Origin of the sequence: Nonomuraea rhodomycinica (genome assembly GCF_013363995.1) — a bacterium.
GTDB classification, from domain to species: Bacteria; Actinomycetota; Actinomycetes; order Streptosporangiales; family Streptosporangiaceae; genus Nonomuraea; species Nonomuraea rhodomycinica.
The window spans coordinates 731,025-753,951 of record NZ_JABWGO010000002.1; the positions used below are offsets into that span (position 1 = coordinate 731,025).

The window sequence follows — 22,927 nt, forward strand, 5'->3', positions numbered from 1 at the left end:
TTGATCCGGTCTCCTTTCCGTCGAGCCGGTCGCCGGGACTCAGGCGCTGACCTTGAACTCGTCGGCGGTGACGGCCGCGCGGGGCGGCCGGCCGTGCAGGTAGCGTTCGAGCTCGTCGAGCGCGCTCTCACTCATCCGCCGGGTCTCCGATCCGAGTGACCCGGCGATATGGGGGGTGATCATGACGTTGGGCAGGTCGTACAGGGGTGAGTCGGCCGGCAGCGGCTCGGGGTCGGTGACGTCGAGCATCGCGTCCAGCCGCCCGCTCACGCACTCGCGCTCCAGCGCCGCCGTGTCGATGACGGCGCCGCGCGCGGTGTTGATGACGGTCGCGCCGTCGCGCAGCATCGCCAGCTCCGCGGCGCCGATCAGGTGCCGGGTGGACGGCAGCGCGGGCACGTGCAGGGTGAGCACGTCGCTGCGGCGCAGCAGCTCCGGCAGCGCGACCAGCTGGGCGCCCGCCGCCGCCACCTCGCCGGCGTCGGCGTACGGGTCGGCGACCAGGACCTCCACCTCCAGGTCGCGCAGCCGCTCGACGACCCGGCGGCCCACACGGGAGTGGCCGACGACGCCGATGGTGCGGCCCCGGTTGCTCAGCTCGCCGCGGCTGGTCGCGAACGACCAGTCGGCGCGGTGACGCCGGGCGTCCTGGGCGAGGAACGGGGCCTTCTTCCCGGCGAAGATGATCGCGGCCAGCGTGAACTCGGCGACCGGGATCGCGTTCTCGTCCGCGGCGTTGGTCACCAGGATCCCGCGCCGCCACACCTCGTCGGTGACGAACGTGCGCACGGTGCCGGCGCAGTGGAAGATCGCCCGCAGCCCCGGCGCGTCGGCCAGCCGCTCCTCGCTCAGCCGCGGGCAGCCCCAGGAGGTGACGAGCACCTCCACCTCGCGCAGCCGCCGCCGCACCTCGGGGGTGTCGAGGTCGTCGGTCACGACGGGGTCGCCCAGTTCGGCGAGTTCACGCAACCGGCGGAGCTGTGGCTCCTCGAACAGCGTGCTGAACGTGGCGGGGTCCATGACCAGCAGGGCCTGTGGCCGTCTCAATCGAGTTCCCTTTCGGCGGCAAGCGCTTACCAGTGCCGCCGATCCTGTCCGATCGTTACGATCACGTCAATAGCTGATTAATCAGAACGATCAGGTTTATCTGAACGATATTGATCGTTTCTGCGCGAGTGCTAGGCCTGGCCGGATGACGGCGGTGCGGAGGAGGCCCGGACGATCAGCCGAGGCTCGATCACCACGCGGTGCGTCGGCCGCTGCGGGTCCTCGTCCGCGAGGCGCTCGGCCAGCAGCCGGTACGCCGCCTGCCCGATCGCCGCCTTGGGCGGGCGGACCGCCGTCAGCGGCGGGTCGCACAGCTCGGCCACCTCGTCGTCGTACGTCACCACCGACAGATCGCCGGGCACCCGCATCCCGCGCTCCTGGCAGCGCTCCACCAGGCTGATCGCCTCGGGATCGGAGTGGACGAGCAGCGCGGTCGTGCCCGAGGCGACGCACGCGTCGAGGACCGCGTCCAGCGCCTCCGGCCAGCCGGGATCGCGCTGGTCGACGGTCGTGAGGTCGGGGGTGCCGTCGAGGGGCAGGCCCAGCTCCACGCACGCCTGCCGCCACCCGCGCCGCACGTGGGGAGCCGTGGGGCTCTGCGTCGTGGTGGTCACCCCCACCCGCCGGTGGCCGAGCGTGGCCAGGTGCCGTACGGCCATCGCCGCCCCGAACACGTGGTCGCTCACCACCGACTCCATCGCCTCCTGGTGCGGCCCCACGGTGGCGGCCCGCTCGACCAGCACCACCGGCACGCCCGCGCCCTGGAGCCAGCGCACCAGCTCCTCGCCCTCGTCGCCGGTCGTCGTCGGCGCCACCAGCAGCCCGTCCACCCTGGCCGTCTCGACCAGCCGGGAGAGCTGCCGGCGCTCGTCCGCAGCCTGGTATGTGGCGCCGCGCAGGACGAGCCGCGCCCCGGAAGCGGCCGCCGCCTCCCGCGCGCCACGGATCACGTCGGGCCAGTAGTAGTCGAGCGAGGGCACCACCATGCCGATCGTGGCCTGCGCCCCCTCCTGATCCGGCCCCCCGGACCGCCCTCCGGCGCCCGGCAGTCCGCCCACGCCCGGCACCCCACCGACGCCTGGCACTCCGCCGACGCCCGGTAGTCCGGGGGTTCCCGGTAGTCCGGTGGCGCCCGGCAGCCCGCCGGGCCCTGGGTGCCCCGGGAGAGGAGGCGCGCCCGCGACCCCCGGCTGCCCGATGGCCGCGGAAGCGCCTGCGCGCCCCGTACCTGGGCCGGTGAGCCCCGCGCCTGGGCCTGCGAATCCCGTATCTGGGCCTGCGAGCCCCGTGCCTGGAAGGAGACCGGCCCCGGTCCCGGCCGCGGGCGCCCCTTCCCCGGGGACCGCACCTGACCCCGCGAGGGACAGGGCAGAGGCGGGACCCGTCTCCCGGCCGGGCTCGGAGGTCGGCGGCGCCCCCTGGGGAGTGACTCCCGCCAGCGTGTCGGCCACCGCGCCCCCGTGCAGCACGGCCCCGCCGCGTACCCGCCGCAGCAGCCCCTGGGACGACAGCAGCGCGATGTCACGGCGGACCGTGATGACCGAGACGTCCAGCTCGGCCGCCAGCTCGTTCACGCGGACGACCCCGCGCCTGCGCAGCAGCTCCACCACCTGGGCCCGCCGCTCGTCGGGCAGCAGCTCCACCACCTGGGCCCGCCGCTCGTCGGGCAGCAGCTCCACCACCTGCGCGTGCCGCTCGCCGGCCGCCGGGTCGTCCGGCCCACGGGAGTCATCCAGGGCGCGGGAGTCGTCCGGGGCGCGGGAGACGTCCGGCCCAGGGGAGACATCGGGCCCGCGGGAGTCGTCCGGTCCTTGGGAAGGGTGAGCGCTCGGGACCCCGGGGCCGGGGGCGCCGGGGTGCGGGTGGTCGTGGGCGGTCATGGGTGCACCTCCACCCGGAGTTCGAAGGAGCCGCGCGCCGTGCCGGGGAGCCGCAGCTCCAGCCGGGTCAGGCGCTCGCCCCACACCTCCGAAAGCATCGGATCCTCCAGCGTGCGGACGGTGAGGGCGGCCGTGGCGCGCGCCGGGTCCCAGGTGACGAGCGCGGCCCGCGCGCCGTCCGGCGGCCGTACGACGACCCGCCCATCATCGTGCCGTTCGACCTCGCCCGCCAGCAGGTAGTGCAGCACGCTCGGCTCCCCGCCGGCGGCGAAGGTCCAGGCGTCCTCGACGGTCACGAGCGCCGCGCGGCGGTCGAGGCGGGCGACGCGCCGCCAGCGCTCCAGCCCGGGTACGGGGTAGGCGGCGGCCAGATCCATGCGGGCCTCGAACCGGCCGGGTTCGTCGGCGACCTCGACGTCACGCGCCCGGAACGCGGGGCCCTGCCCTTGAGCCGTGCCCCGGATCTCGGGGACGTTGTGCCAGGTGCTCTGCATCGTCCAGATCGCGTACCGGTCGGGGCCGAAGGTCTGCGCGGTGTACGTGGGCCGTCCGGCGTCCACCAGCGCCGGCACGCCGTCCACGGCGACGACGACGGAGCCGACGTCGTTGTGGTTGTGGTGCTCGCCGTTGTGGCCGCCCTTGACCGCGAGCGTGAGCCCCCGAGTGCCGGCGGCGACCTCACGCGCGATGCCCACCTGCGTACCGGGGAACCACACGGCCGCGACGGCCGGCGCCTCCCCGACCCCTGCGCCCCGCCCGGCCCGGTCCTGATCCACGGGCCGGTCGTCAGGCGCGGGCCGGTCGTCAACCGCCCACCATTCCGCGTCGGCCAGCTCACGCAACGCCCTGCCCAGCTCGGCCGTCACCGCGATCCCCCCGGCCCGCCGGGCGAGGGCGTGCCGCAGCGCGTCCGCCTCGCCGAGCCGCCGCCCCCACCGGTACGGCACGTGCCACGGCTGGCCGGCGGGCGGCCGGGCCCGCGCGTCGGCGACGTTCAGGTACCAGGGGCCGCCGAGCCACATGAGGTGCGGGAAGCGGAGCGTCGCCCGCACCACCGGCACGTCGGCCGCGGCCAGGGCGCCGGAGGTGGCGTGCTCCAGGACGTCCAGGGCCTCCAGGGCCCGGCACGCCCCGTTCCACCAGTATTCGTACCCCTCGTCGATCGAGCCGTCCTCCGGCAGGGCGGCCAGGTAGCGGTCGAGGCCCTCCACGGCCCACGCCACCTGGGCCGCCCGCTCCTCGCCGGGCTCACCGAGCCGGAGCGCGGTCACCAGGACGTTGCCGCAGATCCACGGGCACCAGTTGTGGACGTCGCCGTCGAGGCCGAGCCATCGCCAGTCGCGCCGCTCGGTGAACGGGCGCAGCACCCGCGCCCGCACCTCCCGGCGGACCCGCTCGCGCAGGCCGGGGTAGCGGGCGTCGAGCCGGTCGCCGAGCACGTGGTCGGCCCAGGCGAGCTGCGCGGCGACGTCCGCGGCTCCCAGGTCGAGGTACGGGGTCGCGGTGTCGGGCAGCACGGGTCCGCCCGGCCGGCAGGTGTCCTCGTGCGCCGGCCAGCACCAGGTGGTCTGCTCGCAGAGCAGCAGCATGCCGTCGGCCACCTCGTCCACCCACCGCTCGGCCGCCTCCGGCCCGGCTCCTGCCTCACCGCCGTCACCGGAAGCCTCGCCGTCATGCACAGTCGCGCTGTCGCCCAGGGGCCGGCCGTCGTCACCCGGCGCGCCGCCGTCAGGGCTGGACGATGCCTTGGGCGGCAGGGCCGGCGTCCGAGCGGCTGGGGCTCCGGCGCCCATGCTCGCCTCACCCGGGGGTGGCGGCGAACCTGACGGTACGCCGCCGGAAAGACCGGAGGGGGAGGCGAGGCCGGCCTCATCGCCGAGGCCGGCCGCATCCGCCTGGCCCGTCGCGGAGATGCGGCCGTCCGCACCGGTCTCGCCGGACGTGGCGAGGGCCATGAGGACCGCGCGGGTGAGCCGGTCCTGGCGTTCGAACACCTGCGCCTCGTACGCCGTCCGGTTGCCGTCGCGGAAGTAGCGGGTGTACTGCGAGGCCAGCGGCTGCGGCCACGGCGTGCCCCGCTCGGCCTCCGCCCGCTCCCGTACGGCCCGCAGCGCCCGCTCGGCGTGCGGCCCGAGCCGACCCCAGGAGCCCGGCACGGGCAGCGCCGCGTCGGGCGGCGCCAGGGCCCGCGCCAGCGCGCCGGCCGTGGCGGCCGCCCCCCACACGGCCAGCAGCGGCCCGGCCTGGCGATCCGCGAGCTCCGCCGGCTCCGGACCGGTCACGGTGTTGGTCATAGTCCTCCTTGCCCGGCCCCATAGTAGCGATCGAAAGTGATCGAAGTTGAACCATTTTTGAGGAGGGAAGGCGGAAGCGAGCGGGCGCCGTCACCCGACGGCGAGGGAGAGGCGCCGGGGCAGGCCGGTGTTGCGGCGGCCGCCGAGGCGGTGGACGGCCAGCTCCAGCGCCTTGCGCTCCCCCACCAGCACCACCCACGACCGGGCCCGCGTCACCAGCGTGTAGAGCAGCCGGCGCCGCAGCATGACGCCGCCCGCCTCCACCACGATGGGCGCCACCACGAACGGGTACTCGCTGCCCTGCGACCGGTGGACGCTGATCGCGTACGCGTGGGTCAGGTCGTCGAGCTCGTCGAAGCCGTACGTGACCGTGTCGCCGTCGTCGATGCGGATCTCCAGCAGCCGCTCCTCCGGCACCAGCCGGGTGACCGTGCCGGTCTCGCCGTTGAAGACGCCCTTGTCGTAGTTGTTGCGGATCGGCATGACCCGGTCGCCCACCCGGTAGACCGACGAGCCCGACCAGTGCTCGGGGGCGCCGTCACGGGCCGGGTTGAGGCGGTCCTGGATGAGGCGGCCCAGCTCGGCGGTGCCGGCCGCGCCCTTGCGCATCGGGCACAGCACCTGCACCTGGCCGGGCTCGACCCCCTGCTTGCGCGGGATCGCGACCGTCGCCAGGTGGACGACGCGCTCGGCCACGGCCGCCGGGTCGTCGAGCTCCTCGAACCAGAACCCGCCGCCGCCGGGCAGCGGGGGCAGCTCGCCGGCGCGGATGAGGTGGGCGCCGCGGATGATGCCGCTGCCCTCGGCCTGGCGGAAGACGTGGGTGAGCCGCACGCGCGGGATCTCCTCCACGCGCAGCACGTCGGCCAGCACGCTGCCCGGCCCGATGCTGGGGAGCTGGTCGCTGTCGCCGACGAGCAGCAGGTGGCTGCCCGAGGGGATCGCCGAGCACAGCCGGGTCGCGAGGTGCAGGTCGAGCATGGACGCCTCGTCCACCACGACGAGGTCGGCCTGCGCCGGCGCCTGGTCGAACAGCGCGTCGGGGTCGGGCTGGTGGGCCAGCATCCGGTGGACGGTCATCGCGGGCAGGCCGGTCAGCTCCGACAGCCGCTTGGCGGCCTTGCCCGTGGGCGCGGCCAGCGTGACCGTGCCGCCCATCGCCCGCACGGTGGCGGCGATCACCCGCACCGTGTGGCTCTTGCCGCAGCCCGGCCCGCCGGTCAGGACGGACACGGTGCTGGTCAGCGCCATCGTGACGGCCGCCCGCTGGTCGTCGTGGAGCCCCGGGTCCTCGGTGAACGGCCGCAGGGGCAGCGTCGAGCGGGCCTGCCAGAGCCGGCCCAGCTCGCCGGCCAGCTTGACCTCGCGCGCGTGCAGCTCCTTGGCGTACACGACGACCTGGTCGGGCCCCGCCTCGACGACCACCCGCCGCTCGGCGGCCAGGGCGTCGACCATCGGACGCACCTGGTCGGGGTCCTGCTCGACGAGCTCGGCCGTCTGGGCGACCAGGGCCGTCAGGGACAGGTAGCAGTGGCCGCCCCCGGCGGCGGCGTTCTCCAGCCGGTCGAGCAGCGCCGCCTTGATCCGCTGCGGGCTCTCGCGCGGCACCCCCGACTGGAGCGCGATGCGGTCGGCCGTGTGGAAGGCCACGCCCCGGACCCGGCCGATGAGCTGGTACGGGTCGGAGGCGAGGACGTCGGCCGAGTCCGTGCCGTACACCTGGTAGATCTTGGCGGCGAGCAGCGGGCTGACGCCGTAGCCCTGGAGCACGACCATCAGCCCGGCGATCGCCTTCTGCTCGCGCCACGCCTCGACGATCTGGCTCTGGCGGGCCGGGCCGATGTTGAGCACCTCGGTCAGCCGCTCCGGCGCGGTGTCGATGACGGTCAGGGTGCGCTCGCCGAAGTGGCCGACGATGGCCTGGGCCAGGCGCGGGCCGATGCCGCGGATCAGGCCCGAGCCGAGGTAGAGCTGGATGGCCCGCACCGTGGACGGGACGATCCGCTCGCACGCCGTCACCTGGAACCGGCGGCCGTGGCGCTGGTGCTCGCCCCACTCGCCGGCCAGCCGCAGCGTCTCGCCCGGCTGGACGCCGGTCAGCGCCCGGCCGCTCGCGACGAAGCTCGACGCGACGAAGCTCGACGCGACCGGACCTGACGTCACCGGACCCGACGTGGCCGGACTCGACGCGACCGGGCCAGGCCCGGCGTCGGAGCTCATCCGGGCGACGGTGTAGCCGTCGTCGCGGACGTGGATGAGCTGCTCGACCGAGGCGTCCACGGCGACCGAGGCTTCCACGGCAAAGATCCAATCATCTTCGGTACGGCCTGCAGCTTAGGAGACGGGACCGACAGTTCGCCGGACCGGCTCCTCTACGCTTGACCGGTGTCAAGAAGGCAAGAGCTCGCCGACGTGGCCATCACCCTGCTGGCCTCGGAGGGCATGCGCGGTCTGACCCACCGGGCGGTCGACCGCGCGGCCGAGCTGCCGCAGGGATCGACCTCGTACTACTTCCGAACCCGTCAGGCGTTGCTGCGGGCCACGGTGGAGCGCCTCGCCGAGCACACCGCGAGCGAACTGTCGACGCTCCACCTGCGCGCCGAGCTGCCGACCGGCTCGGCGGACGATCTCGTCGAGGCCGTGGCCGAGCTCGTCGACCAATGGCTCACCACCAGCCGCGACCGCCAGCTCGCCAGGTACGAGCTGTCGCTGGAGGCCACCAGGCGGCCCGAGCTGCGCGAGGTGCTGGTCGCCAGCCGTGCTCGCGTGCGCGGTGTGGTCACGCGGCTGCTCGACCGCGCCGGCGTGCGCGACGCGGATCTCCGGGCCGACGACCTCATGGCCTACGCCGACGGGCTCATCTTCGACTGCCTGGTCAACCACCCGGGCGAAGCGGTCGATCTGCGTCCCAAGTTCCGCGCGTTGCTGGCCACCGTGGGGCGGGACTGAGGACCGCGTACCCCGCCGGATATCCTCTACTGCCGTAGAGCCTCTATAGGTGTAGAGCCAAGGAGCGTGGCAGTGTCCGACGAACCCGTGACCTTCCCCACCGAGCGCATGTCCGCCTTCGACCCTCCCGAGGAGCTGAGCCGCTGGCGCGAGGAGGCGCCGGTACGGCCGCTCAGCTATCCCGACGGCCACCGCGGCTGGCTGGTGACCGGCCACGCCGCCGCCCGGAAGGTCCTGTCCGACCGCCGTTTCAGCAGCCGGCTGGAGCACCTGCACTGGCCGGTGCGCTGGGAAGGACTCGATCCGGGCGGCTTCGTGACGCCGCCCGGCTTCTTCATGCAGCTCGACCCGCCCGACCACACCCGCCTGCGCAAGCCCCTGACCGCCCAGTTCACCGTACGCAGGATGAAGGCGCTGGAGCCGCAGATCGAGCGGATCACCCGCGAGACGCTCGACGCGATGGAGCGCGGCGGGTCGCCGGCGGACCTGGTGCGGGACTTCGCCCTGCCGGTCCCCTCCCTGGTGATCTGCGAGCTGCTCGGTGTGCCCTATGACGATCGCGAACGCTTCCGGCGCGACTCCGCCGCGGCGCTGCGCGTGGGCTCGACCAAGGAGGAGGTGACCGCCGCGACCGCGTCCCTGTACGGCTACCTGTACGAGCTCGTCGCGCGCAAGCGCGCGCAGCCGGCCGACGACCTGCTCAGCGGCCTGGTCGCCGGAGGCGAACTGACCCCTGAGGAGATCGCCGGAGCCGGTCTGCTGCTGCTGGTCGCCGGGCACGAGACCACGGCCTGCATGCTCGCCCTGGGCACGTACGTCCTGCTGCGCGACCCGGGCCAGCTCGCCGCGCTGCGCGCGGACCCGTCCCTCATGGAGGGCGCGGTGGAGGAACTCCTGCGCTACCTGTCGGTCGCGCACCTCGGCCCCCTCCGGGCCGCGCTGGAGGACGTCGAGATCGACGGCCGGACGATCCGGAAGGGCGAGGTGGTGACACTGTCGATCCCGGCCGCCAACCGGGACCCCGCACGGTTTCCCGAGCCCGAGACCCTCGACGTCACCCGCCCGGCACCGGTCGGGCACCTGGCCTTCGGGCACGGCATCCACCAGTGCCTGGGCCAGCAGCTGGCCAGGATCGAGATGCGCATCGCGTACCGGGCGCTGTTCGAGCGCTTCCCGAGCCTGAGACTGGCCGCGCCTCCGGAGGAGATCCCGCTCCGTACGGACATGTCCATCTACGGTGTGCATCGGCTCCCGGTCGCCTGGTAGGGCAGGCCCGCCCTCGTCGCCCTAGTTCCACTGGGAGATGAGCTTGTCGTAGTCGACGGTCTCGGGCTTGCCCCGCTCGTCGGCCAGCTTCGGCACCGGCGCGCCGGGCTGGTCCAGCCAGTACTGGGCGGGCTGCTCGGGGTTGAGCTTGGGCGCGCAGTTGCCGCCGTAGCCGCGCCGCTCCAGCCGGGACAGGATCTCGTCCTGCTGCTTGGCCAGGTTGTCCATCGACTGCTGGGGCGTGGTCTCGCCGGTGACGGCGGTGGCCACGTTCTGCCACCAGAGCTGGGCGAGCTTGGGGTAGTCGGGCACGTTGGTGCCGGTCGGGGTCCACTGCTTGCGCGCCGGCGAGCGGTAGAACTCGATCAGCCCGCCGTACTTGGCGGAGTTCTGCTTGAAGTAGTCGCTGCGGATGTCGCTGTCGCGGATGAACGTCAGGCCGGCGATGGACTTCTTCAGCGACACCGACTTGGACGTGACGAACTGCGCGTACAGCCAGGCGGCGGCGCGGCGCTCCTTTGGGGTGTTGCGGAGCAGGGTCCACGAGCCGGCGTCCTGGTAGCCCAGCTTGTTGCCCTCCTTCCAGTACACGCCGTGCGGGCTCGGCGCGATGCGCCACTTGGGGGTGCCGTCGGCGTTCACGACGGGCAGGCCGGGCTTGGTCATGTCGGCGGTGAAGGTGGTGTACCAGAAGATCTGCTGGGCGATGTTGCCCTGCGCGGGCACCGGCCCGGCCTCGCTGAAGTTGCGGCCGGCCGCCTCCTTGGGCGCGTACTTCTTCAGCCACTCCACGTACTTGGCCAGCGCGTAGACCGACGCCGGGCCGTTGGTGTCGCCGCCGCGCGTGACGGACGAGCCGACGGGCCGGCAGTTCTCCACCCGGATGCCCCAGTCGTCCACGGGCAGGCCGTTGGGGATGCCGGGGTCGCCGTTGCCGGCCATGGACAGCCACGCGTCGGTGAACCGCCAGCCCAGCGACGGGTCCTTGCGGCCGTAGTCCATGTGGCCGTAGACCTTCTTGCCGTCGATCGTGCCGTCGCCGTTGACCTTGTTGGTGAAGAAGTCGGCGATGTCCTCGTAGGCCGCCCAGTTGACCGGCACGCCGAGGTCGTACCCGTAGGCGTCCTTGAACTGCTTCTTGATCTTCGGGTCGGTGAACCAGTCGTAGCGGAACCAGTAGAGGTTCGCGAACTGCTGGTCGGGAAGCTGGTAGAGCTTCTTGTCCGGGCCGGTGGTGAAGCTGATGCCGATGAAGTCGTCGAGGTCGAGCGTGGGGGAGGTGACGTCCTTGCCCTCGCCGGCCATGTAGTCGGACAGCGGGAAGACGTAGGTGCCGCGCGAGTGGGTGCCGATGAGGTCGGAGTCGTTGACGTAGGCGTCGTAGATGTTCTGGTTGCCCTGGATCTGGGTCTGCAGCTTCTCGATGACGTCGCCCTCCTGGATCAGGTCGTGCTTGACCTTGATCCCGGTGATCTCGGCGAACGCCTTGGCGAGCTGCCGCGACTCGTACTCGTGCGTGGTGATCGTCTCCGACACCACGTTGATCTCCATGCCGCGGTACGGCGCGGCGGCCTTCATGAACCAGTCCATCTCGGCGAGCTGCTGGTCCTTGGACAGGGTGCTCGGCGTGAACTCCTGCGTGACCCACCTCTGCGCCGCCGCCTTGCCGCCGGCCTCGGTCCAGTCGCTCTTGCGCGGACCGTCACCCTGCGAGCAGGCCGCGGCGAACAGGACGAGCGCGACCGCGGCGGCGGCCGTCCTCGTCCGGGTGACTCTGGTGCGGAGCGGTAACGGCATGGTCCGTCCTCTCTCTCAACCCCATATCCCGATGACCACCGCCACCAGCAGCGCGCACCCCAGCGCGAGCCACATCGACAGGTCCGTGACGGCGATCCAGCCCGCGAGCACGACGGCCGCGCTGATCAGCCCGATGTAGAGCCGGTCGCCGCGGTCGGTCTCGATGCGCAGGAAGCCCCGCCGCGCCACCGGCGGCGACACCTTCGCCCACACCGCCATGACGCACAGCAGCACGCCGAGGCCGGCGAACACCAGCGCGGTGGGCGCCGTCCAGACCATCCACTCCAGCACGGCGGGACGCGGACCCATCAGACCCTCCCCAGCGCGAAACCCCTGGCCACGTAGTTGCGGACGAACCAGATGACCACGGCCCCCGGGATGATCGTCAGCACGCCGGCCGCCGCGAGCAGCCCCCAGTCGACGCCGGCGGCGCTGACGGTGCGGGTCATGGTGGCGGCGATCGGCTTGGCGTTCACGGAGGTGATGGTCCGGGCGATCAGCAGCTCGACCCAGCTGAACATGAAGCAGAAGAACGCGGTGACGCCGATCGCGGAGCGGATCATCGGCAGGAAGATCCGGACGAAGAAGCGCGGCAGCGAGTAGCCGTCGATGGCGGCCGTCTCGTCGATCTCGCGCGGGATCCCGGACATGAACCCTTCGAGGATCCACACGGCCAGCGGCACGTTGAACAGCATGTGCGCGATGGCGACGCCGAGGTGCGTGTCGAACAGGCCGACGCTCTGGTAGATCTGGAAGAACGGCAGCAGGAACACGGCCGGCGGCGCCATCCGGTTGGTCAGCAGCCAGAAGAACAGGTGCCGGTCGCCGGCGAACCTGAACCGGGAGAACGCGTACGCCGCCGGGATCGCCACGACGAGCGACATGACCGCGTTGAGCGACGTGTAGACGATCGAGTTGAGGTAGCTGGAGTACCACGACGGGTCGCTGAAGAACGTGGCGTAGTTGTCCAGCGTGGCCCGCTGCGGGACGATCGAGAAGCCGCCCAGGATGTCCTCGTTCGGGCGGATCGACATGCCGAACATCCACAGCAGCGGCAGCATGAGCGTGGCGGCGTAGAGCCAGAAGACGGTCCTGGCCCAGGGGAGCTGCCGCCCCGCCCGCCGCGCCACGGCAGGCGCCGCCGGGCCTCCGGTCATGCCGCTCACCTTCCGCTCCGGGTCAGCACGGTGAAGAAGACGTACGAGACGATCTGCACGATGAGGAAGTAGAGCAGCGAGAACGCGCCCGCGGGCCCGAGGTCGAACTGCCCGACGGCGATCTTCGACAGCAGGATGCTGAGGAACGACGTGGCGTTGCCCGGCCCGCCGCCGGTCACCACGAACGGCTCCGTGTAGATCATGAAGCTGTCCATGAACCGCAGCAGGATCGCGATCGTCAGCACCCCGCGCAGCCGAGGGAGCTGGATGCGGCGGAACGTCGCCCAGGCCGACGCGCCGTCGATCTGCGCCGCCTGGAAGTACGGCTCCGGGATCGAGCGCAGCGCCGCGTACGCGAGCAGCGCCACCAGCGGCGTCCAGTGCCACACGTCCATGACGAGCACCGTGATCCAGGCGTCCGCCGAGTCCAGCGTGTAGTTGAAGTCCACGCCCGGCACCTGGTTGACCGCCCAGCCGCCGAGCCCGATGTCGCCCCGGGCGAAGATCTGCCAGATCGTGCCCACGACGTTCCACGGGATGAGCAGCGGCAGCGCGACGACCACGAGCGCCGCCGACACCGTCCAGCCGCGGCGCGGCATCGCGACGGCGATCGCCACCCCGAGCGGGATCTCGATGAGCAGCACCTGCGCCGAGAACAGCAGCGTCCGCAGGAACGCGCCGCGCACCTCCGGATCGCGCGTCACCGAGCGGAACCACTCCAGCCCGACGAAGATCCGGTCGCTGGGGCTGAAGATGTCCTGCACGGAGTAGTTGACGACCGTCATGAGCGGGACGAGCGCGGTGAACGTCACGCAGACGACGACGGGCAGCACGAGCAGCCACGCCCGGTTGTCCTTCGGCTTGGCGTCGGGCCGCCGGTCCGGCTCGTCGGCCCCGGCCGCGACGGGGTCCTTGACCGGTTCGGTGAGCGTCATCCAGCCCTCCCGTTCAGCGGGACGACCTGCCCGCAGCGGACCGCGTCGCGGAACAGGAAGACCCGGCCGACGGCGAAGCGCACGAACTCGGCCGCGCCCGGCTCGTACGGCGAGCCCGCCTCGGCCCGGGCCACCAGCGGATGCCCGGCGGCCCGCACGTGGACCAGGTCGTAGGCGCCCATCCGGTCCACGCCGGTCACCTCGGCGGGCAGCCCCGGCGAGCCCGGCCCGTCGCCGAGCCGGGCGAACTCCGGCCGCACCCCGACGCGCACCGGCCCCGGCGGCAGCGGCCCGTCCGCGCGCCCGGCCACCTGCCCGCCCACCCGGACCAGGCCGTCCGCGACCTCCCCGGGGAGCGTGTTCATGCCGGGCGAGCCGATGAAGTGGCCGACGAACTCGTGCGCGGGCGACAGGAACAGCTCCGCCGGTTCCCCGGCCTGCACGATCGCGCCGTCCTTGAGCACGACCACCTCGTCGGCGAACGTCAGCGCCTCGGTCTGGTCGTGGGTGACGTACACCAGCGTGTGGCCGGTGTCGCGGTGGATCTCCTTCAGCGTGCTGCGCAGCGTCCACCTGACGGCCGGGTCCACCACGGTCAGCGGCTCGTCCAGCAGCACGGCCGCCACGTCCGAGCGCACCAGGCCGCGGCCCAGGCTGACGATCTGCTGGCGGCCCGGGTCCAGCCGCCGCGAGCGGCGTCCCAGGTGGGCGTCCAGCCCGAGCATCCGCGACACGGCGCGCACCCGCCGGTCCACCTCGTCCTTCGGGTAGCGCCGGTTGCGCAGCGGGAAGGCGAGGTTGTCGTAGACCGACATCTCCTCGTACAGCACCGGGAACTGGAAGACCTGCGCGATGTTGCGTCCCGCGGTCGGGACCGAGGTCACCTCGCGCTCGCCGAACCAGACGCGGCCGGTCGTCGGCGTGATGAGGCCCGACATGATGTTGAGCAGCGTCGTCTTGCCGCACCCGCTGGGTCCGAGCAGCGCGTACGCCCGGCCGGAGCGCCAGGTCCAGGTCATCGGCCGCACGGCCCACGTCCGCCCGCCGTCGTAGCTGTGTCCCACGTCCTCCAGGCGGATGTCAGCCATGCAGGTCGACCTCCGCGGCGGACTCGGCGAGCAGCCGCCCGCCCGACTCGTCGAACAGGAAGGCGTGCGCCGGGTCGACGTACGCCGTCGCCCGGTCGCCGGGGGTGAACGCGCGCGGCCCGTCGAGCTGGGCCACCAGGTGCCGGCCGCCGGGCAGCAGCAGGTGGACGAACGTGACGCTGCCCGTCACCTCGGCCAGCCGCACCTCGGCCGGGAACTCCAGCGCGCCGTCCTTCCCGGCCGGGTCGAGGGACACGTGATGGGGCCGTACGGCGAGCACGACGTCACGGCCGGAGGCGTGGGCGCGCGGCGCCGGGAACGAGGCGCCCAGCACCTCGACCCGCCCCTCCCGCACGGTTCCCGGCAGCAGGTTGAGCGGCGGGTCGCTGAGCGCGGCGGCCACGGCCAGGGTGGGCGGGCGCGCGTAGAGGGCGGCGACCTCGCCGGTGTCCAGCACCCGGCCCTCGCCGAGGACGACGGCCGGCGCCGCGAACGCCAGCGCCTCGGCCGGGTCGGACGTCGCGTACAGCACCAGGCCGGGCGACTGCCTGAACATGCTCTTCAGGTCGGAGCGGAGCTGCTCGCGCAGCTTGAAGTCGAGGTTGGCCAGCGGCTCGTCGAGCAGCAGCAGGTCGACGGGGCGGGCCAGCGCGCGGGCGATCGCGGTGCGCTGCTGCTGGCCGCCCGACAGCTCGGCCGGCCGCCGCTCCAGCAGCTCGGCGATGCCCATCAGCTCGGCCACCTCGCGCACCCGCCGGTCGACGTCCCGCTTGGGGAACGAGCGGTCCAGGCGCAGGGGAGAGGCGATGTTCTCGTGGACGGTGAGGGAGGGATAGTTGACGAACTGCTGGTAGACGAAGGCGACGGAGCGCCTGCGGACCGACACTCCCGTGACGTCCCGGCCGTTGACGACCACCCGCCCGGAGTCGGGCGGCAGGAGCCCGGCGGCCACCCGCATCAGGGTGGTCTTGCCGGCCGTCATCGGGCCGAGCAGCGTCGTCATCCCGCTCGGTAACTCGAGGTCGATGCCGTCGAGCCAGACCTCTCCGCGTCTGCGTACGCGGACGCCGTCGAGGGTCAGCGCCATGTGCCCGGTCCTCTCTGCCGGAGCCAGATCGGTTGCTGCGAGAGTCGGGTGAATGTCCCTCCATCTAACATGAGCCGCTTGTGCCTGCCTAGGCCGTTTCCGGCCCGTGCGATCCGCGCCGGGAGGCCGGTGCGGTCCGTGCCGGGAGGCCGGTGCGGTCCGCGCCGGGCGGTCCGCGCCGGACGCCGCGGCGCGGACCGCACCGGGGATTCGTGGAGCTACTTGCTGATGCGGACGGCGTCCGCGATGACGTAGCCGGTGCCGCCCGTCCACCGGCTCACGCCGACCACGTTGGCCGTGCCGGCGTTGAGGGAGAACGTGCCGAGGCTGCGCCAGGCTCCTCCGCCCGAGCGTTGGTCGACGTACACGGTCTGGTTGCCGCTCGACGTCGCCACGATGTACGGCGCCGAGCTGTTGTACCCGGCGTCGGCCGGATACCAGACCTCGACCTTGTAGGTGCCCGCGCTCGGGATGTTCGCCTGGTACCAGGCGACGTCGCTGGAGGACACCGGGTCGGCGAAGCGGTAGTCGGCGCCGTAGCGCTGGCTGGAGTACGTGGAGGTGCCCCAGTTGGCGCTGGCGGTGAACTGGCCGGAGGTGGAGTTGTCGACCGTGGTGCTCCACGTCGGCGTGCCGCCGCCGGTCACGTAGTTCATGTACGTGGTCCAGTTCCAGTACGGACCGGGGTCGGTGTGGTCGGCGCCGGGCACCTCGACGTGGCCGATGATGTGGGTGCGGTCCTTCGGGATGCCGTACTTGTCGCAGATCCAGCGGGTCAGCGCGGCCGAACCCCGGTACATCGCGTCGGTGAACCACGAGGCCTCGCTGACGTAGCCCTCGTGCTCGATGCCGATGGAACGGGTGTTGTAGTCCCAGTTGCCCGCGTGCCAGGCGATGTCCTTGTCCCGCACCATCTGGGTGATGGCGCCGCTGGAGGACTTGACCACGTAGTGGGCCGAGACCTTGGCGCTGGGGTTCTGGAACCAGGAGATGGTGCCGGCGTACGAGCCCTGGGTGACGTGGATGATCACGCGGTCGATGTTGTACGACGACTCACGGCTGGAGACCGTGTAGTTGCTGGAACTGGCGGCGACCCAGGTCGCGTTCGGGTAGTCGGCGGCGGCCAGGAGGCCGGCGGAGCCCTCGGTCTTGGCGCTGAGGTCGCGGGCGCCCGCGAGGTCGCCGCGGTCGGCGGTGACCTCCTGCGGCTTGACCGTCACGCCCTTGGCCTGGACGCCGAGGCCGAGCAGCTCGTAGACGGAGTCGGCGTACAGGCGGGCCAGCTCGGGGGAGGAGGCGTTGCCGTACTTGGCCACGGCCTGGTACCAGCGGCCGGTGTCCTTGCGGGCGGCCTCGTCGAGCCCCTGCGCGTCGGCGAGGGAGCGCAGGACGGCGGCGCCGCCCGCGATGTTGGCCGTGTCGTCGGCGCGCAGTTTCTCGACCGGGAGCTTCGTCAGCTCGGCGGCCTTCTCCAGGGAGTGGTTGACGGGGTTGCTGACCAGGTGCATGACGCCGTAGCCGCCGCTGGCGCTGGGCTTGCCCTGGTGCCCGTCGAGGTGGGTCTCGGCGTAGGCGAGGGCGACGAGCAGGTCGCGGGGGACGTCGTTCTGGGCGGCGGCCTTGGCGAAGGCGGCCTGGAGCGGGGTCTCGCGGGCGGCCTGGGCGGGGGCGGCGCCGACGGCGAGACCGGTGAGGAGGGCGGAGGTGACGAGAGCGACTAATCGCGTGCGGGCGAACGTCATGGGGAGCTCCTCGTTGGGGGTGACGGTCGCACAGTAGGCGCATTCCATGACAGATGTCGATAATTGACATTACTCGGGAGTTAGAAGAAACTTTTCGCCCGCGCGATGGGATTGTCAGGTTTTGAGGGGTCTTGAGAGACTTGCCGGCGTAAGGTCGCCGTGAAGTTGGGCCCCCTCGAATCCGTGAAGACTATTGCGCTCCGAGTAACGGTCGCTGAAACTTCTCTTCGTGACCCCGCACCACGGGAGCCTGTCAACCCGGCTCGCCGCGTCCGCCCCCCACGCCTTACACCCCCCACGTAGCCGCCGGCTTTCACGCTCCTCGCGCACTCTGCGTGCGGGCGTGGCCGCGCTCGTCGCTGCCGCCGCCACGCTGCTCGCCCCGGCCGCGCCCGCCGCGGCGCAGAGCTCGGCCGCGACCGCCGCCGCGCAGAGCTCCGCCGCGGTCACCGCCGCCTGCACCACGGACCCGGCCAAGCCGAAGCGCCAGCTCCGGGCCATGTGGATCTCCTCCGTGGCCAACATCGACTGGCCCAGCGCGCCCGGCCTCAGCGTCTCCGCCCAGCAGTCCGAGTTCCGCGCCTGGCTCGACCTCGCCGTGCAGAAGCGGATGAACGCCGTGGTCGTGCAGGTACGGCCCACGGCCGACGCGTTCTGGCCCTCCCCGTACGAGCCGTGGTCGCAGTGGCTGACCGGCACCCAGGGCAAGGACCCGGGCTACGACCCGCTCGCGTTCATGGTCAGCGAGGCCCACGCCCGCAACCTGGAGTTCCACGCCTGGTTCAACCCGTACCGGATCGCCAACCACGACGACCCGACCAAGCTCGTCTCCACCCACCCGGCCCGCGAGAACCCGAGCTGGCGCTTCGCCTACGGCGGCAAGCTGTACTACAACCCCGGCATCCCGGCCGTGCGCGCCTTCATCGAGGACGCCATCATGGACGCCGTCACCCGCTACGACCTCGACGGCGTCCACCTGGACGACTACTTCTACCCGTATCCGGTCAGCGGCCAGACGATCCCCGACGCGGCCACCTACTCCACGTACGGCGGCGGGTACGCCGGCATCGCCGACTGGCGGCGCGACAACGTCAACAAGCTCGTACGGGAGATGGACCAGCGCATCCACGCCGCCAAGTCGTGGGTGACGTTCGGCATCAGCCCGTTCGGCATCTGGCGCAACTCCTCGACCGACCCGCTCGGCTCGGCCACCTCCGGCCTCCAGTCGTACGACGCGATCTACGCCGACAGCCGGCAGTGGGTGAAGCGTGGCTGGGTCGACTACCTGGCGCCGCAGATCTACTGGCACATCGGCAACACCGCGGCCGACTACAAGGTGCTGACCGCCTGGTGGTCCGACGTGGTGCGCGGGACGGGCGTGCAGCTCGTCATCGGGCAGGCCGCCTACCGGGCCGGCGCCTCCGGCCAGGACGCCGCCTGGCAGGACCCCGCCGAGCTGAGCGACCACCTCACCTACAACCGCACCCGGCCCGAGGTGCTCGGCGACGTCTACTTCTCCGCCAAGGACGTCAAGGCCGACCGGATCGGCAGCTTCACCCAGGTCGTCTCCACCCACTACACCAGGCCGGCGCTGCTGCCCGCCCGCGGCACGGCCGCCGCCCCGGCGGCGCCGACGATCAGCGCGGCCACGCGCGGCTCCGGCGGCGTCGCCCTCACCTGGCAGGGCTCCGGCACCGCGTACGCGGTCTACCGGGTGGACGGCTCGCCCTCGACCGCCGACCCGTGCGCCTTCGCCGACGCCCGCAACCTGCTGACCACCACCCGCAAGACCACCTTCACCGACGCCACGGCCTCGGCCACGGCCGGCTACACGTACTACGTGACCGCGCTCGACCGCACCCACCAGGAGAGCGACCCCAGCGCCGGCAAGGCGGTGGCGGGCAGCGGGACGGCGTTCAGCGTGACGGTGGACAACGCGGACGCCGGCTTCACGGCGAGCTCGTCGTGGGGCACCTCCACGTACTCCTCGCAGCTCCACGGCACGGACTACCGCTTCGCCGACCCCGTCTCCGCCAGCGACCCGGCCTGGTTCAGGGCGGCGATCCCGAGCGCGGGCAGCTACAAGGTCGAGATCTGGTACCCCTCGAACGCGGGATACAACAGCGCGACGCCGTACGTCGTGGCCACGAGCACCGGCAACCAGACGGTCACCGTGGACCAGCGCACGGGCGGCGGCGTGTGGCGTGTGCTGGGCACGTACCCGCTGAACGCGGGCACGTACAACGTGGTCGGCGTCAGCCGCTGGACCTCGACGACCGGTTACGTCATCGCCGACGCGGTGCGCATCACCAAGGTCTGACCCCACGGCGAGGGCCGCGTGCCCGCGCGGCCACGCGCGGGCACGCGAGGGGCAGCCACAGCGCGCGGCCGTCCTCGTCGAGGTAGTCGCGCCACGACCGCTTCGGCCGGATCGGGTGGTCCTCGTCCACGGGCGCGTGGTCCGGCAGGAACGGGCGCTCGCAGAAGAAGTAGCCGGGCACGGTCTCGCTGGAGATGTTCACGAAGCGCGTCGCCCCGAACCGGACCGCCGCCTCCAGGGCGTTGAAGGTCGCCATGAGGTTGTTCTGGAGGACGACGTGCGGCACGTGGGCGCCGGTGACGATCCTTGAGGGTTTGGGGGGCTCGCCCCGCCTGGAAGGCGGAGGGGGAGCGCTACGGGCGGGTGAGGTGGGCGTCCAGGTCGCGGGCCAGGCGCAGGGCGCGGGCCGTGCCCTTGCGCGCGGCGAACGCCGCCAGCTCCGGGTGCCGCCCCCGCGCGCCGGACCAGCGGGCCGTGCGCCCGGCCAGGGCGACCAGCTCGGTGTCGGCCTTGGTCGGCCGCGCTCCCGGCTCGGGCAGCAGCGGCGGCAGCGCCGTGGAGAGCACGCGCCACACGTCGTGGTGGGCGCCGTTCAGCGCCTCGGCCTCCAGTACGGCGGCCAGGTCACGCGTCCTGACCTCGCCGCGCAGCGCCCGCTCCGCGAGCCACCCGCCCAGCTCCTCGGCGGGCAGCTCGCCGGACGCCGCGATCCGCCGCAGCGCCCGCAGCGCCGGCCCCGTGCAGTCCCCGATCCACGGCCGGGGGAAGATCCGGTACGCGAGCAGCAGCGCCATCGCCCGCCCCGCCGGGCCGGAGGCGTCGGCGAGCAGCTCCAGCACGGACGACGGCATCCATCTGATCTCCAGGGGCTCGTGGCCGACCAGGTGGGCGGCGACCACCTCCCGGTGGGACGGCATGACCGCGGGCCAGCGCTCGATCATGTCGCCCAGGTGGCCGTCGAAGACGTAGTGGACGTGCCGGGGCTGGTCGGCCAGCAGCTCGTCCACGAGCGGCAGGCCGGTGGGCGCGGCCTCGACGGTCGTCGTCATCCAGCCCACGTTCCGGGGCCCCTCGCCGTCGCCCAGCCGGGTGACCCGTACGACGGGGTCGGGCAGGCCGCCCTCCCGCATCCAGCGGGCCGCGCGCCGGCCCGCCGGCGAGGTGAGCGCCCCGGCCCGTCGCACCACGGCGGGGTCCACGGCGCGGGGCAGCCGCAGCAGCGCCTGCTGGAAGTCGGCGGGCAGCGGCTCGTGGCCGGCGGCCTCCAGCTCCTCCAGCCGGGCCACCAGGTCGGCCGGGTCGACGTGGCCCGTGGACAGGCTCGGCGTGGCCAGCAGCAGCGGCGGCAGCGTCCCCGCCGCCAGCGCGGCGTGGATCTCCGCGTACCGCCGCAGGATGAAGCGGTGGAACGGCGACGCGCGCCGCGGCCCGGGCACCGGGTCCCCGTGCGCCGGTGCCCCCGGCTTCCGGTCCTGGCGCGCCCGCGTCCGCTCCACATACTCCTGCGACACCTCGTGCAGGAGCGCGGCCGCCTTCAGCGCCAGCATCCAGAGACTCTCGGGCCCCAGCCCCGGGCCGGCCAGCTCGACGGCCAGGGCCCGCATCCAGGTGTCGTGCCCGCGCCATTCGCGCTCGCGCAGCTCGTTCACACGCAGCCGCCAGTCGTCCTGCCGGCTCAGCGGGGCGAGCGCCGCCCGCAGCGCGTCCCGGTCCCGGGCGGCGAGCCGCACGAACGCCGCCAGCGACCGCTCGGCCGCCGGCCCGTCCTCGTCGAGCGCCATCTCGGCCAGGCTCCGGGCGTCGCCGGGGGGCGCCACGGCCGGGACAGGACGACGCGGCGCGGGCAGCGTCGCGGGGACGCGCCCGTCCTCCTGGTCCTCGGAGCCCTCAGGGCCGTCGGAGGCGAAGCGCGGCTCCGGGACCGTCTCGCCGCCGAAGGCCGCGGCCATCCGGTTGCGCAGGTCCGCCGGCAGCTCGCCCACCCCGTCGCGCAGGGTCGCGACCGCGTCGGCGGGGAAGCGGGCGGCGTGCCGCACGGCGATGCGCACCGCCCGGTCCTGCACGGCCCACGCCTGGTGGCCGAGCGCCGTGGCCAGGACGGGCGCCAGGTCGCCGGCCCGCTCGGGAGCCCGTTTGACCAGCTCCGCCAGCCAGCCCAGCCCGGCGCGGGCCAGCCCGCCCTCGGCCCGGAACACCAGCCCCTCCAGCGCCTCGACCACGTCCTCGGGCACGAGACCGTCCAGGTCTCGTACGTGCCGCAGGGCCAGCTCGGCCACCGGGCCCGGCGCGGCCGGCAGCAGACGCAGGTAGTCGCGCGCGTGCGGCGCCACCTCGGCCGGCGCCGGCGCCAGCTCCTCGTGCAGCCGTACGAAGAACCGCAGGTCGGGCCCCTCGCCGCCGCGCAGGAACCGGCGCCGGCACCCGTCGAGCAGCATCTCCCGCATCGACCGGTCGCGGGCCGCGAGCCTGGTCAGCCTCCCCAGCCACGTGCGGTCGTCACGCAGCACCCGCCCGACCCCCTCGGCCTCGAACAGCCGCGGCACCAGGTGCCGGGTCAGCGGGTCGCCCGGCCTCGGCACCTGCCGCGCCCACGCCACGACCAGCGGATCGTGCTCGGGCGGGGTCGCGCCGGTGCGCCGCAGCAGGGCCAGCGCCAGCTCCAGCACCCGGTCGGCCAGCGGCGGACGCCTCCGGGCCCGGACGCGGAGCGCCAGCCGCACCGCGAGATCGGCCTGCCAGGCGTCGGGCCGGGCGGCGACCACCTCCAGGACCGGCTCCACCTCCCGCTCCAGCTCGGAGGGCGAGTCGACCCAGAGGTCGAACTCGCGCCGGGTCACCCAGGCGGCCACCGCCGCCGCGCCCCCGATCGTCGCCGCCCCCGCCACCCGCATGGGCTCGATCCAGCGGTCGGTCGCGGGCCTGGCCACCCCGCGCTCGTGCTCCCAGGTCATGGAGTAGGCCGTGTGGTACTGGTACTCGCTCAGCTCTCCGGCCGCGTACAGGCGCGCCAGCTCGGCCTGCCGCTCCTTCCTGTCGCGGTCGGCCCGCGCGTCATGGGCGGCCACCTCGTCCCACACGATCCGCCGGACCTCGGCGATGGAGCCGGGCAGCTCGCGCGCCACCTCCCGCCGGGCCGGCTCGTCCAGCGCCTTGACCGTCTTCACCAGCGCGGCCACGTCGCCGGCCGCGATGAGGTCGCGTACCGGCGGCCAGGCGGCGTCGTTCGCTCGCATGACTCTCCTTGGGGGGTTCGGTGATCTCGGGGGCCGAGGTGATCGCGATCGTGGCAGAGGGCGCCGACAATTCCGGGTGTCCTGTCACGTCAGGGGAGGGCGATCTCCGGCGGCCGATGGATAAGGTGAGGG

The 22,927-nt window shown here is 73.2% G+C and carries 16 protein-coding genes; 3 read left to right on the top strand and 13 right to left on the bottom strand.

All coding sequences use genetic code 11. The features are described from left to right. Positions 1-39 precede the first annotated feature (39 nt). From HT134_RS14390 to recD2, 4 genes are all read right to left on the bottom strand, one after another. Positions 40-1,047, bottom strand: coding sequence for a hydroxyacid dehydrogenase (locus tag HT134_RS14390; RefSeq protein WP_246364388.1), 1,008 nt, complete (start codon positions 1,045-1,047; stop codon positions 40-42). 131 nt (positions 1,048-1,178) lie between these two features. Further along, positions 1,179-2,927: a substrate-binding domain-containing protein gene (locus HT134_RS46940; protein ID WP_217707815.1), complete on the bottom strand. Its 1,749-nt coding sequence runs from the start codon at positions 2,925-2,927 to the stop codon at positions 1,179-1,181. Continuing rightward, positions 2,924-5,221 (bottom strand): heparinase II/III domain-containing protein, encoded by a 2,298-nt coding sequence (locus HT134_RS14405; protein ID WP_175600834.1) that lies wholly within the window; start codon positions 5,219-5,221, stop codon positions 2,924-2,926. The genes HT134_RS46940 and HT134_RS14405 overlap by 4 nt, the downstream gene beginning before the upstream one ends. Positions 5,222-5,311: 90 nt before the next feature. Next, positions 5,312-7,519 carry an SF1B family DNA helicase RecD2 gene (gene recD2 / locus HT134_RS14410; protein WP_312888122.1) on the bottom strand — a complete coding sequence of 736 codons (2,208 nt, stop codon included), beginning with the start codon at positions 7,517-7,519 and terminating at the stop codon, positions 5,312-5,314. Positions 7,520-7,606: 87 nt separating this feature from the next. Between recD2 and HT134_RS14415 the strand changes: the two genes are divergently transcribed. Then, positions 7,607-8,170 carry a TetR/AcrR family transcriptional regulator gene (locus HT134_RS14415; RefSeq protein WP_175600835.1) on the top strand — a complete coding sequence of 188 codons (564 nt, stop codon included), beginning with the start codon at positions 7,607-7,609 and terminating at the stop codon, positions 8,168-8,170. Positions 8,171-8,278: 108 nt separating this feature from the next. After that, positions 8,279-9,436: a cytochrome P450 gene (locus HT134_RS14420; protein ID WP_175601135.1), complete on the top strand. Its 1,158-nt coding sequence runs from the start codon at positions 8,279-8,281 to the stop codon at positions 9,434-9,436. A 21-nt stretch (positions 9,437-9,457) separates the two neighbouring features. Here HT134_RS14420 and HT134_RS14425 read toward each other — a convergent pair whose 3' ends face one another. The 7 genes from HT134_RS14425 to HT134_RS14455 form a co-directional block, all read right to left on the bottom strand. Next, the gene (locus HT134_RS14425; protein ID WP_175600836.1) at positions 9,458-11,233 is read right to left on the bottom strand and encodes an ABC transporter substrate-binding protein; all 1,776 of its coding nucleotides are present in this window, start codon (positions 11,231-11,233) and stop codon (positions 9,458-9,460) included. A gap of 15 nt (positions 11,234-11,248) precedes the next feature. Beyond that, positions 11,249-11,542 (bottom strand): DUF2160 domain-containing protein, encoded by a 294-nt coding sequence (locus HT134_RS14430; RefSeq protein ID WP_217707816.1) that lies wholly within the window; start codon positions 11,540-11,542, stop codon positions 11,249-11,251. Further along, on the bottom strand, positions 11,542-12,390 hold the full coding sequence (locus HT134_RS14435) for a carbohydrate ABC transporter permease (RefSeq protein ID WP_175600837.1): 849 nt from the start codon (positions 12,388-12,390) through the stop codon (positions 11,542-11,544). Before HT134_RS14435 ends, HT134_RS14430 begins: the two co-directional genes overlap by 1 nt. A 5-nt stretch (positions 12,391-12,395) precedes the next feature. Next, complete coding sequence (locus HT134_RS14440; RefSeq protein WP_175600838.1) at positions 12,396-13,325, bottom strand: carbohydrate ABC transporter permease; 930 nt, start codon at positions 13,323-13,325, stop codon at positions 12,396-12,398. Next, positions 13,322-14,413 (bottom strand): ABC transporter ATP-binding protein, encoded by a 1,092-nt coding sequence (locus tag HT134_RS14445; protein WP_175600839.1) that lies wholly within the window; start codon positions 14,411-14,413, stop codon positions 13,322-13,324. Before HT134_RS14445 ends, HT134_RS14440 begins: the two co-directional genes overlap by 4 nt. Beyond that, the gene (locus HT134_RS14450) at positions 14,406-15,500 is read right to left on the bottom strand and encodes an ABC transporter ATP-binding protein (RefSeq protein WP_175600840.1); all 1,095 of its coding nucleotides are present in this window, start codon (positions 15,498-15,500) and stop codon (positions 14,406-14,408) included. The genes HT134_RS14445 and HT134_RS14450 overlap by 8 nt, the downstream gene beginning before the upstream one ends. 218 nt (positions 15,501-15,718) lie before the next feature. Then, positions 15,719-17,242 carry a golvesin C-terminal-like domain-containing protein gene (locus HT134_RS14455; RefSeq protein ID WP_175600841.1) on the bottom strand — a complete coding sequence of 508 codons (1,524 nt, stop codon included), beginning with the start codon at positions 17,240-17,242 and terminating at the stop codon, positions 15,719-15,721. Positions 17,243-17,585: 343 nt separating this feature from the next. On the opposite strand from HT134_RS14455, the gene HT134_RS14460 reads away from it, so the two are divergent. After that, positions 17,586-19,562: a family 10 glycosylhydrolase gene (locus tag HT134_RS14460; RefSeq protein WP_312888124.1), complete on the top strand. Its 1,977-nt coding sequence runs from the start codon at positions 17,586-17,588 to the stop codon at positions 19,560-19,562. Here the strand turns inward: HT134_RS14460 and HT134_RS44695 are convergent. Together HT134_RS44695 and HT134_RS14470 are read right to left on the bottom strand one after the other, a co-directional pair. Next, entirely contained in the window at positions 19,549-19,848 is a 300-nt protein-coding gene (locus tag HT134_RS44695; RefSeq protein ID WP_217707817.1) for a hypothetical protein, read from the bottom strand. The genes HT134_RS14460 and HT134_RS44695 overlap by 14 nt on opposite strands. Positions 19,849-19,915: 67 nt before the next feature. Next, positions 19,916-22,795, bottom strand: coding sequence for a DUF7824 domain-containing protein (locus HT134_RS14470; RefSeq protein WP_175600842.1), 2,880 nt, complete (start codon positions 22,793-22,795; stop codon positions 19,916-19,918). Positions 22,796-22,927 lie beyond the last annotated feature (132 nt).